The organism is Olleya sp. KKT75, from assembly GCF_055635485.1.
In genome coordinates, this window is sequence record NZ_CM145759.1 from 636,612 (window position 1) to 649,256 (window position 12,645).

Annotated in this window: 10 protein-coding genes; 4 read left to right on the forward strand and 6 right to left on the reverse strand. The window is 34.1% G+C overall.

The genetic code is table 11. The features are described from left to right. Position 1 precedes the first annotated feature (1 nt). On the forward strand, positions 2-616 hold the full coding sequence (locus tag ACZ2G2_RS02850; protein WP_090837716.1) for a deoxynucleoside kinase: 615 nt from the start codon (positions 2-4) through the stop codon (positions 614-616). Between the two features lie 101 nt (positions 617-717). On the opposite strand, the gene ACZ2G2_RS02855 is transcribed toward ACZ2G2_RS02850, so the two are convergent. The 6 genes from ACZ2G2_RS02855 to ACZ2G2_RS02880 all read right to left on the reverse strand — a co-directional run bounded on the left by ACZ2G2_RS02855 (position 718) and on the right by ACZ2G2_RS02880 (position 9,889). Further along, the gene (locus tag ACZ2G2_RS02855; RefSeq protein ID WP_470393870.1) at positions 718-1,722 is read right to left on the reverse strand and encodes an App1 family protein; all 1,005 of its coding nucleotides are present in this window, start codon (positions 1,720-1,722) and stop codon (positions 718-720) included. Positions 1,723-1,792: 70 nt separating this feature from the next. Continuing rightward, positions 1,793-4,213 carry a sodium-translocating pyrophosphatase gene (locus ACZ2G2_RS02860; RefSeq protein ID WP_470393872.1) on the reverse strand — a complete coding sequence of 807 codons (2,421 nt, stop codon included), beginning with the start codon at positions 4,211-4,213 and terminating at the stop codon, positions 1,793-1,795. Positions 4,214-4,459: 246 nt separating this feature from the next. Next, complete coding sequence (locus tag ACZ2G2_RS02865) at positions 4,460-4,987, reverse strand: inorganic diphosphatase (protein WP_101203990.1); 528 nt, start codon at positions 4,985-4,987, stop codon at positions 4,460-4,462. 168 nt (positions 4,988-5,155) lie between these two features. Beyond that, the gene (locus tag ACZ2G2_RS02870) at positions 5,156-6,250 is read right to left on the reverse strand and encodes a methyltransferase (protein ID WP_470393874.1); all 1,095 of its coding nucleotides are present in this window, start codon (positions 6,248-6,250) and stop codon (positions 5,156-5,158) included. Positions 6,251-6,332: 82 nt separating this feature from the next. Continuing rightward, positions 6,333-8,834, reverse strand: a complete 2,502-nt coding sequence (locus ACZ2G2_RS02875; RefSeq protein ID WP_470393876.1) for a DUF5686 family protein — start codon at positions 8,832-8,834, stop codon at positions 6,333-6,335. Between the two features lie 77 nt (positions 8,835-8,911). Beyond that, the gene (locus ACZ2G2_RS02880) at positions 8,912-9,889 is read right to left on the reverse strand and encodes a pyruvate dehydrogenase complex E1 component subunit beta (protein ID WP_090837726.1); all 978 of its coding nucleotides are present in this window, start codon (positions 9,887-9,889) and stop codon (positions 8,912-8,914) included. A 241-nt stretch (positions 9,890-10,130) separates the two neighbouring features. Between ACZ2G2_RS02880 and ACZ2G2_RS02885 the strand changes: the two genes are divergently transcribed. The 3 genes from ACZ2G2_RS02885 (at position 10,131) to ACZ2G2_RS02895 (ending at position 12,644) form a co-directional block, all read left to right on the forward strand. Next, the gene (locus tag ACZ2G2_RS02885; RefSeq protein ID WP_090837728.1) at positions 10,131-10,877 is read left to right on the forward strand and encodes an electron transfer flavoprotein subunit beta/FixA family protein; all 747 of its coding nucleotides are present in this window, start codon (positions 10,131-10,133) and stop codon (positions 10,875-10,877) included. A gap of 81 nt (positions 10,878-10,958) precedes the next feature. Next, a complete protein-coding gene (locus ACZ2G2_RS02890; RefSeq protein ID WP_101203993.1) occupies positions 10,959-11,921 on the forward strand; it encodes an electron transfer flavoprotein subunit alpha/FixB family protein in 963 nt (320 codons plus the stop codon). A gap of 114 nt (positions 11,922-12,035) precedes the next feature. Further along, positions 12,036-12,644, forward strand: a complete 609-nt coding sequence (locus tag ACZ2G2_RS02895) for a bifunctional nuclease family protein (RefSeq protein ID WP_470393877.1) — start codon at positions 12,036-12,038, stop codon at positions 12,642-12,644. Position 12,645 lies beyond the last annotated feature (1 nt).

A 12,645-nucleotide genomic window follows, 5' to 3' on the forward strand; every position in this document is an offset into this window, starting at 1 on the left:
TATGCACGTTGCCATAGCAGGAAACATAGGCGCAGGAAAAACGACGCTTACTAAATTATTAGCCAAACACTTTAACTGGGAGGCGCAATTAGAAGACGTTGTAGACAACCCTTACCTTGACGATTTTTATAATCAGATGGAACGTTGGAGTTTTAACCTGCAAGTTTACTTTTTAAACAGTCGTTTTAGACAGGTTTCTCAAATTCACGAAAGTGGAAAAGACATCATACAAGACAGGACTATTTATGAGGATGCACACATATTTGCTCCTAACCTGCACGCTATGGGTTTAATGACCAATCGTGATTTTGAAAACTACAAATCTCTTTTTGATCTAATGGAAGGTTTTGTTGCCAGTCCTGATTTATTAATTTACTTACGCAGTTCTATCCCAAATTTGGTATCTCAAATCCACAAACGTGGACGTGATTACGAAAACTCAATAAGCATAGATTACCTAAGCAGACTTAACGAGCGTTACGAGGCTTGGATACATGGTTACACAAAAGGTAATTTATTAGTTATTGATGTAGACAATATGGACTTTGTTGCAAACCCTGAAGACTTAGGTATTATTATCAATAAAATAGACGCAGAAATAAACGGTTTATTCTAGATCGTTTGGGGCGTTACCACAAGGGTCGCGCTGTACATTATATCTTTTTTTGCCATTTGTGGCAGCAAAAAAAGGATGCCATTTCCATCACTAACGCGGGCTTATTTAATAAGACCATGACTTCTAGCATGGACTATAGCCTCTTTACTAGAATTTACCAATAACACTGGAGTTTGCTTATAATGACTAAGTAAACTTTTTACCCGTTTGGTTTTCTTCTTATCATTAACACTTCTTAAATATACTGCTTTAATACGGTCAGGATAGGCATTTACAAGTTGTAGATAAATATCAGGATCATGCTCTCCACTATCACCAATTAAAATAATTGATAACTTAGGATACGTCTTTAAAATATTTTCAATCTCTAACTGTTTTTCAGGCTTACTATCAGCAGTTTTCTTTTTAAAAATAGTACTAAAACCCCTCAATAAAATTGGGCCTTTAGGAAAATTATTAGTTCTTAAAAAAAACTCTAAATAACGGTATAAATTCCATGGACTATGGCTTACGTAAAAAATAGGATTCGACTTTTTATTAGTAGGACCTTTATGCAATTTATGGTAAAAATCTGCTGCACCTTCTAACGGAATTCTATTTTGAGCATGTTTAAAAAATGTATTATACAACACACGCCATTTTAAAACAGACACCACACCAGTGTGCAAAATAGTATCATCAATATCGCTAATAACACCAAAGTCAGAATCCTGATTAGGTATCAACAACTCTGCACGGAATCTATTCTGGCTTTGTATTGTTCGTTTTAAAGACGCATCATCATAAGACACCTCAAAATTTAACCAACCTTCCGTGTTTATAAAATCGCCAAAATCAGAAATAGCTTCATCTATTTTATAATAGCCATCCTTATCCGTTTCAGTGTAAAATACTTGATTATTAGGGAGTGTAATTTTAAGTCTTGTATGTTTTATTTCGTCGGTTTCAAATCGTTTCCACGTATTCAAAACAAGGTTAAACATACTTTTTTGGTCTAAGTCAATAGTTTCGTCTTCCAACGCACGACCGCGATGGTACAAATGGCTGGGCGTACCATAACTCAAAAACGAAATAATTTGTAAGGGATCTTTCTTAAACCAACTCATTACTCAAATATAGCATAAAAAAAACCTGCTAATGTTATTAGCAGGCGTAAAATTTATAATTTTAATACAGTTAGCCCTTTTTGACATTTACCGATTTAATAATTTTCCTATCCGCCTCAATACGTGTATTATTATCGGCTTCAAACGCTTTTATTTTAGTTTCGACGTCAGTCTTAACACCCTTAAAGGTTTCCGTTTTAACAACCGTTTCTCCATTAACCACAATAGTATATGTTATAACAGCTTCAGCCACATTACTGTCTGCAACCATTTGTTTTTCAATAGTAACGTCTTCCGCATGCGCTACGCCTGTATCAGCATGACCACCTAAAATTGGTGCAATCACCAACCCAATTAAACACGTTAGTTTTATTAAAATATTCATCGATGGTCCAGACGTATCTTTAAACGGATCACCAACTGTATCTCCAGTAACAGCAGCTTTATGTGCATCACTTCCTTTATAAGTCATTTCGCCATTAATCTCTACACCAGCCTCAAAAGACTTTTTTGCATTATCCCACGCACCACCAGCATTGTTTTGAAAAATGGCCCATAAAACACCGCTAACAGTAACACCTGCCATATAACCTCCTAACATTTCGGCAACAGCCAAATGATGCATTCCAAAAAGTAATGGCACAAAAGCTATCACCAACGGAAACCCAATAGTTAATAACCCCGGTAACATCATTTCTTTTAAAGACGCTTTAGTAGATATAGCCACACATTTATCATATTCGGGCTTTCCGGTACCTTCCATAATACCAGGGATTTCTTTAAACTGGCGTCGTACTTCTTCTACCATTTCCATAGCTGCTTTACCAACCGCATTCATGGCTAAAGCCGAAAACACAACAGGCACCATTCCTCCAACAAATAACATTGCTAAAACCGGTGCTTTAAAAATATTTATACCGTCAATTCCTGTAAACGTTACATAAGCAGCAAACAACGCTAACGATGTTAATGCTGCGGATGCGATAGCAAACCCTTTTCCTGTTGCAGCTGTTGTGTTACCAACCGAGTCTAATATGTCCGTACGCTCTCTTACAATCGGATCTTGCTCACTCATTTCTGCAATACCTCCGGCATTATCAGATATTGGACCAAAAGCATCAATTGCTAATTGCATAGCTGTTGTAGCCATCATAGCAGAGGCAGCTAAAGCAACACCATAAAATCCTGCTAATGCATAAGACGACCAAATGGCTGCTGCAAATAATAATACCGATGGAAATGTAGAAATCATTCCCGTAGCTAAACCTGCAATTATATTTGTTCCTGCTCCAGTACTTGATTGTTGTACAATTTTTAAAATCGGCTTTTTGCCTAATCCTGTATAATACTCCGTTACAGATGATATTACAGCACCAACAAATAGCCCAACTAATGTAGCATAAAATACACGCATAGAGGACACTTCTATAGTACCTTCTCCAAAAAAGTTCATTTGCATAGTTTCTGGTAACATCCAAGTTACTAATCCATAACAAGCTGCTGCTACTAATGCAATAGATACCCAATTACCACGATTTAAAGCGCCCATTACTTCGGACTCCTTAGCATCATTACTATTTATTTTAACTAATAAAGTTCCTATAATAGAAATAATAATTCCGACACCAGCAATAGACATTGGTAATAAAATTGGTCCAATACCTCCAAAAGCATCATCTATATTTCCTCCCATATCTTTAATCACATAATTACCCAATACCATTGCTGCTGGTACTGTTGCAACATAAGACCCAAATAAATCAGCTCCCATACCTGCTACATCTCCAACATTGTCACCAACATTATCTGCAATAGTTGCTGGATTACGAGGATCATCTTCTGGTATACCAGCTTCTACCTTACCTACTAAATCAGCACCAACATCGGCTGCTTTAGTATAAATACCGCCACCAACACGAGCAAATAAAGCAATTGACTCTGCACCTAAAGAAAACCCAGCTAAGGTCTCTAACACAAGTGTCATGTCCTCTGTATTAGTCCAGCCATCTGGCATAAATACAAACTTGTAAAATATTATAAAAAAGGCAGTCAACCCTAAAACAGCTAATCCTGCAACACCAAGTCCCATTACTGTTCCGCCTCCAAAAGATATTTTTAAAGCATTTGGCAGACTTGTTTTTGCTGCCTGAGTTGTTCTAACGTTAGTTTTGGTTGCGATTTTCATACCTATATTTCCCGCAAAAGCAGAAAAAATAGCCCCGCAGATAAAAGCAATTACTATTAAATAACTAGTAGTGGGTACAAAATACGCGACTACAGCAAGTAAGACACTTACTATAACTACAAAAATTGAAAGCAATCTATACTCGGCATTTAAAAAAGCTAAAGCCCCTTCGTAGATGTGATCCGAAATCTCTTTCATCTTGCCATCTCCGGCATCTTGCTTCATTACCCAAGATTGTTTAATAATCATGTAAATTAAGCCCAAAATTGCCATAGCAATAGGCATATATATCATCATTGATTCCATATAAGTTTGTTTATTAGGTTGTTAAGTATTGCTAAAGTAACAAATCAAACAGAAACAAAAATATTAAAATGATAATTTTTTAACATTAAAATTATATTATCAATAATTTTAAAACCAATTAAACATCAAAAAAACAAAATAAATTGACTTTGTATTAACAGATTACTAATACAAATACTTGTGCAAAACAAAAACCCCTTTTACTTTGCAGTAAAAGGGGTTTAATATTTTGGATAAATTTACGTCTTAGATAGTAAAATTACCATTTGTCTTATGCTCGCTATTCTCATAACGCTCAACACATTTATTTAAAATCTCATAGGCTTCTTTTGCATCACCCCATGCTCCGATATCTACTTTTTTCATTTCTAAGTCCTTATATACTTGAAAAAAGTGAGTGATTTCTTTAACTCTGTGAGGATTTAAATCGTCAATATCGTTGTAGCTATTCCAAATTGGATCTGTAGTTGGTACACAAATAATTTTTTCGTCTGGTCCTTTTTCATCAGCCATGTGGAATACACCAATTGGCTTAACCTCCATTACACAACCTGGAAAAGTTGGCTCAGTTCCCATAACTAAAACATCTAATGGATCACCATCTAATGCTAATGTTTCTGGAATAAAACCGTAATCTCCTGGATACATCATTGAAGAAAATAACATACGGTCAAAACGGATTTTATTTAATTCAAAATCGTATTCGTATTTATTTCTGCTTCCTTTTGGTATCTCTATTAATACATCAAATGTTAATTTTCCTCCTGGACTCATATTCTTTATTTTTAGTTTCCGTCAAGCGGAATTTAAATATTAATTTTTACTTTTTCGGGATGCGAAAGTACGAGATTATTTAGGTATTGGCAAGAGAAACGTTTTGATTTTTGCCAACAACACTATTTTTATCCCATTTTCAATTTAGACTAAGTCAAAAACAACCAGTTATATAGGCTTTAAAACCCACAGTTCTACTTCTTCTAAAGCACGCCAATGTTGGTCTCTTTTTGTTTTATCAGAAGCCAACTTAACTTTACGTTTTAAACATTTTTCTAACTCAAAGCGTCCACCTTCTGCTAATTCCTTTTCTATAGGGTGTGCTTTAGTTACTTCTGTTATCTGAGCCAGGTTCGAAAACAACAAGACTAACTTACCGTCTGGCAATAAACGTTGTTTTGCACTTTCAAAAAAGTCAGGAAACAAACTTTCGTTATAATATATAGCTTCGTCTAACCTATTTAAACGACTAGACGTTGGTAACCACGGTGGGTTAAAAACAATCAGCTCCGTTTGTTTTTCATGTGTTCCAAAAAGATTAGCGTATTCCAACGTAATTTTTCTAGACAACTTGGTATCCTTAATAGATTCGTTTAATCCAAAAATAGCATTAGGATTAGTATCCGTACCATGTACTTTTTGAAAACCGTGTTTTACCATTTGAAGTGATAACACACCACTTCCAATTCCCACATCAATTGCGGATTTTTTTGGTCCTTCATAACGCTTTAACCAATTGTCAAATAAAATTAAATGATCATAACGCGTTGGAAAGTACGTCCCAAAATAAGGATGTATTTTATTACGTAACACAGGAATGTTTACACCATTTTCATACCATTGCCATGCACTGTTAAGTCCTTGGACTTGTACAAAAGGCAATAAAAAACGACTAGCTTCTGGATATAATTTTTCTAACCAACCAATAGCTGGTGCTTTTTTGACTGCTAATTTATAATCAACAATTTCGATCAAAATTAAGCTAGACAATTTTTTATATTGCGCTCTGTATTCGCGTTGCTCTTTAAAAGACTTATTAGGCAACTTTTTATATAAGTAAACTTTTAACTCCTTTAATAGTGTTAATCCATTACTATAAAATGCTGTTATTAATACAGGATGACCAGCTTCTAATGTTTTTATTGTTAATCTAACATCTGTTCCTTTACTAAATAACATTAACTGTTTATCTGAAACAATTATTTCTGGCTTATTTAGAGTTAACTCTGACATGCCATTTACTTCTGCTTTTGATACAGCCATATATATTTTAAATTGAAACGTTTTGCAAACTACAACAGCACGCAAGACGTAAGATTGAAATCAATAATTTACTATTTGGTTTTTAGAAGTAGAAACCAAAACTACCGGTAACACCAAATTTTCTAGCATCTGGATTAGTTACTGGATCCAAATAGTTACCTCTAAAATTAAAGTCTATTCTAAAGACTTTAAAAATATTACCTACACCAACGCTATACTCATAATACGCTTCAGTCTTTGGTGCTCTATAAACTAAACCTGACGCATTAATATCTCTATTTTCCTGAGAAACATCTCCAATAACGCCTCTTGCTCCAACAATAGCTCTTAAATTATACTTTTTAAGAAATGGAATACGAGAAAATAAACGTCCGTTAAAGTTATGCTCAATATGCAATGTTGCATATTCATCCGTAACAAACTCATAAAAATCTAAGTTTGAAAATGTATTATATATTGAAAAATAACTTTGATTACCTGGCACAACGCTAAGTAATCCTAATGGCACTTCTCCAAATGTTTTTCCTGCTTCAATAGTAGTATATAAACGACCATAACCTCCTAAAGCCCATGGTTGGGTGTAAGAAAATTGTAATCTTGTATAATCAAAATCACTATTTAAAACACTTTTATCTCCAACAGTTACTTGAGCAAATAGCCTTGCAAAATCATCGTTTTTAGTACGACGCTCTACTCCATACCCTGTCATTTCACGTTTTGGAAAATAAGACATAGAAAAGGCTGTTTCGTATTGCTTAACTTCAGATTTAGTTGCTGTTTGTGTGGCATCTGTAAAATAATCTAAACTAAATGTTTGAGAGGCAGATTCCAACGTTCTATAACTTCCGCTTAAGCGAGTAATTACATTTCTAAAAGGCTCAGCTTCGATAGATAATGTACTTAAATTTAAGTTAGTTAATTTATCATTTGTCCCTGTCCCAACTACGGAGCTACTGGCTAAACTTCGCCCTAAAACATCTGTACTAGTGGTTAAACTAGCTCCAATTTGCTCCACATCACGACGGTTACCTCCAGAGATAATTAAACGACTACGCTTATCAAGTAACCATTTACCTGATAGACCATATTTAAACTTATTATCTCTAAACCCGTAGGCTGTAAATCCTTCAATACGCCATAAATCGTTTTGCCCAAAATAAGTACGTCCGCCTGCTCTTAACCTTACTCCTTCCACTTCATTATAACCAAATGTTGAAAAGATCGGACCATAATCTAAATTAAGCTGAGGAAACTCTACATAACCAGAAGCTAGTATACTTCCTAAGTTATATAGGCGTTTAAATTTTTGAGTGTTTTTTAAAGAGTCCAGCATGACGTATACGCCTTTTTCGTCCTTACTTAAGGTTTCCATTCGGTTTTGGTCCCAAAAACTATCGTCTTGATTATAGATATCTTCATCAAAACTGAATACTTTTTCTTTATAAAACTTAGGGTCTTTTTCTTGATCAAACTTATAGTTATCGTACAATGTAGTACGCTTACCATAAATACCTTTTGATTTTTCTTTTTTATTAAAAGCAAAATCACTCATAAAGTAATCACGCTTTATTAAAAACACCGAGTCGTTTAGGACCTCAAACTCTTGTTCTATATAAATTTCTTTTACCCAGTTTATGTTGGCACTTTTAGAAGCCTGCATATTAATTTCCTTAATTGCAAAGGTGGTATCTGCAACCCAAAAATCGCCTTTAAAAGTTAATTCGTTTTTACGTCTTGGATAATAAATAATATTATAACACCATTTATTATCTATATAACTACTATCTGCTAATACGTAGTTATAGGTCTGAATTCCTGTTCTGGAAATTGGACTAGTAAAACTTTTATCAAAAAACTTAAGGTAATTATCATACACATCGTATTCTGAATATAAGTCATCCACAAAGTCAATAATAATTTGATTATTACTAAACCCTGAGTTTTTGTTTCCTTTTAAAATATCACGCTTTGCCTTGGTTATATTATCTCCATAGACCTCGCTAGACGACTCATTAATAAACATTGGTAAATACGTTTTACCTGTAACATTAGACGTATCCACTTGATCAAAAACAAACTCCATACCTCTAAACAGTTTACTTTCCATTAAAGTACTGTCCACGGTATTAAGGTCAAACTCTACTTTCTCGTATTTATCATACTGGTATTGTTTGTACTTTTTTAAACCGTTACTACGTTTGTTAGCCCAGATTTTTCTAAGAATATCAATTGCTGGGTTATTTTTTTTAGACTGCTTACCTGATACAATAAAGACTTCGTCAAGTGCAGCAACTTCTTCTTTTAGAATAAATTTTAAATCGTAATTAACTTTTTTCTCAAGCTTAATTTCTTGTGTTTCAAAACTAATAAAAGAGACTACAATGGTATCCCATGTGTTTTCGTCTTCAAGATAAAAACGACCTTCCTCATTGGTAATAACACCAACAGACGATCCTTTAAAAACGACATTTGCAAAAGATATTGGCTGATCAAACGCGTCAAAAACAACACCACTGACCTTAGTTTGTGCGATTGCAAAAAGACTTCCGAAGATAAAAAAGAGGCAAAAAAGTTTACTATTCATATTTAGGCATTTAATACAAAAAGCTTCATCAACAATCGTGCTAATGAAGCTTTTAATAAATAGAAAATACTATTTTTTTATTTATACATTACTTTTTTAACAGCAGTAATAACATCTGTATGGTCCGGTAACCATTCTGCTAATAATACTGGAGAGTAAGGTGCAGGTGTATCTGCAGTGTTTATTTTTATAATTGGAGCATCTAAATAATCAAATGCTTCACTTTGTACCAAATAAGTAATTTCAGTCGCAACGTTTCCAAATGGCCATGCTTCTTCTAAAATTATTAAGCGGTTTGTTTTCTTTACAGATTTAACAATGGCTTCTCTATCCATTGGACGTACTGTACGTAAATCGATAATCTCACAAGAAATACCATCTTTAGCTAATTGCTCTGCTGCGATGTAAGCCTCTTTAATAATCTTACCAAAAGATACGATTGTTACATCTGTACCTTCTCTTTTTATCTCAGCAACTCCTAATGGAATTGTGTATTCTCCTTCTGGCACTTCTCCTTTATCACCATACATTTGCTCACTTTCCATGAAGATCACAGGATCGTTATCACGAATTGCAGATTTTAATAAACCTTTAGCATCATACGGATTTGAAGGTACTACTACCTTTAGACCTGGTGTATTTGCAAACCAGTTTTCAAAAGCCTGAGAGTGTGTTGCACCTAATTGTCCTGCACTTCCTGTAGGACCTCTAAATACAATAGGACAATTAAATTGTCCACCAGACATTTGTCTAATTTTAGCAGCGTTATTTATAATTTGATCAATACCAACTAACGAAAAGTTAAACGTCATGTATTCTACAATTGGTCTGTTACCTGTCATGGTAGAACCTATAGCAATACCAGCAAATCCAAGCTCGGCAATTGGTGTATCAATAACACGTTTTGCACCAAACTCATCTAACATCCCTTTTGATGCTTTATATGCACCATTATATTCTGCTACTTCTTCTCCCATTAAGTAAATGCTTTCATCTCTGCGCATTTCTTCACTCATGGCTTCACATATAGCTTCTCTAAATTGAATTGTCTTCATCTAAATAATAATTTGAAAAGCAAAAATAACAATAAATGAAAAACTTTTAACTACAGAATTATTTAAAATTTACTATGCATGCATAGTATTTTTTCGAAATAAAATAATTATCTTCGTGTCCGTAAGATTTAAGCGGATTTTTAAAGACTTAAATTTATCAAAAATTAAATAAAAGTTAGACAAACTATATCGTTATAGTTGATTACATCTAACGTAACAGAACTCATAAAACAAAAATAATATGAAAATTTTAGTGTGTATTAGTCATGTACCAGATACGACATCAAAAATTAATTTTACAGATGGAGATTCAAAATTTGACACAACTGGAGTGCAATTTGTAATTAATCCAAACGACGAATTTGGTTTAACACGTGCTATGTGGTTTAAAGAAAAACAAGGTGCATCTGTAGATGTTATAAATGTTGGAGGACCAGAAACAGAACCTACTTTACGTAAAGCTTTAGCTATTGGTGCAGATACCGCTATTAGAGTTAATACGGAAGCTAAAGATGGATACCAAGTTGCTAAAGAAATTGCTAACGTAGTAAAAGAAGGTGGTTACGACTTAGTAATTGCTGGTCGTGAGTCTATTGATTATAACGGTGGAATGGTACCTGGTATGATTGCAGAAATGATTGACGCTAATTTTGTAACAAACTGTATTAGCTTAGATGTGGATGGTACAACTGCTAAAGCTGTAAGAGAAATTGATGGTGGTAAAGAAACGGTTGCTACTGCATTACCTTTAGTTATTGGTGGTCAAAAAGGTTTAGTCGAAGAAAGTGATTTACGTATCCCAAACATGAGAGGGATTATGATGGCTAGAAAAAAACCATTAACTGTTGTTGAGCCAGTTGGCGCGTCTGTTGAAACGTCTTCTGTTAAATTTGAAAAACCTACTCCAAAAGGTGCGGTAACTTTAGTTGCTCCTGATAATTTAGATGAGTTAGTTAACTTACTTCACAACGAAGCTAAAGTAATATAAATCCAATATTAAAATTCCGTATTCCAAGAAATCAAACTTTGGAATATAGCTTTGGAGTTTTAATTTTTAAAATAAAAAATTATGTCAGTTTTAGTATATACAGAATCAGAAAACGGAGCCTTTAAAAAAACAGCTCTAGAAGTAGCATCTTATGCAAAAGCAGTTGCAGACCAAATGGGAACAACTGTAACAGCTGTAACAGTTAATGCAAATGATGTTTCAGAATTAGGACAATACGGAGTAGATAAGGTATTAAAAATATCAGATGCTTCTTTAAATAACTTTAATGCAAAATCTTATGCTTCTGCAATTGCACAAGCAGCAAAAAACGAAGATGCTAAAGTTGTAATAGTAAGTCAAAGTGCAGATAGCAAGTATTTAGCACCTATATTATCAGTAGCTTTAGAAGCTGGTTACGCCTCTAATGTTATGGAAGCGCCATCATCTACCGCTCCTTTTACAGTAAAACGTACAGCATTTACAAATAAAGCGTTTAATTTAACTACAATTGATACAGATGTAAAAATTGTTGGTGTTTCTAATAACTCTTTTGGATTAGTAGAAAAAAGTGCTAGCGCTGCTGCGGAAGATTTTGCACCAAGCTTACCTGCTACAGGAGTAACTGTAGAGTCTGTAGATAAAGCAACAGACAAAGTAACTATTGCTGATGCTGAAATAGTAGTATCTGCAGGACGTGGAATGAAAGGACCAGAAAACTGGGGAATGATTGAAGAGTTAGCAGATGTTTTAGGAGCAGCAACAGCATGTTCTAAACCCGTATCTGACTTAGGATGGAGACCACACAGTGAGCACGTTGGACAAACAGGAAAACCAGTAGCATCAAACTTATATATTGCAATCGGAATCTCTGGTGCAATACAACATTTAGCAGGTATTAATGCCTCTAAAGTAAAAGTGGTTATTAACACAGATCCAGAAGCACCTTTCTTTAAAGCAGCAGATTATGGAGTTGTTGGAGATGCTTTTGAAGTGGTACCACAATTAATAGAAAAGTTAAAAGCATTTAAGGCAGCAAACGCCTAAGTTTTTATAAAATTAAGTTCTTATTAACAAAGGACTGTTTAAATTATGTACAAAAACTACTTATCGTAGTTTGGTAAAGTCCTAATTTAAACGGTTCTTTGTTTTTTATACACTATGAGTTTAGTCCGATTAAATATAAAAGGTATTTCTTACAGCCAAACACAAAATGGTGCGTATGCACTTATTTTAAACGAAGTTGATGGCGATCGTAAATTACCAATTGTTATTGGTGCTTTTGAAGCGCAGTCTATTGCTATAGCATTAGAAAAAGAAATTAGACCACCAAGACCACTCACCCACGACCTATTTAAAAACTTTGCAGATCGTTTTGATATTGTGGTTAAACAAGTTATTATTCATAAATTAGTAGATGGTGTATTTTACTCCTCTTTAATTTGCGAGCGCGATAAAATCGAAGAAATTATTGATGCTAGAACTAGCGATGCTATTGCATTAGCCTTACGTTTTAAAGCGCCAATTTTTACATATAAAAACATACTGGACAAAGCCGGAATATACCTAAAGGTTGACCCTACGCAAGAAAATGATCCAGAGAACATCCTTGTTGAAGATATAATAAACGAAGAGTTTGAATTAGAAGACGAACAAGACGATTATTTTTCTAAAACAACAGAAGAACTACACAACCTTTTAGACGAAGCTGTAACTAATGAAGATTACGAAAAAGCAGCTAAAATCAGAGATGAAATCTCTAAACGATAAT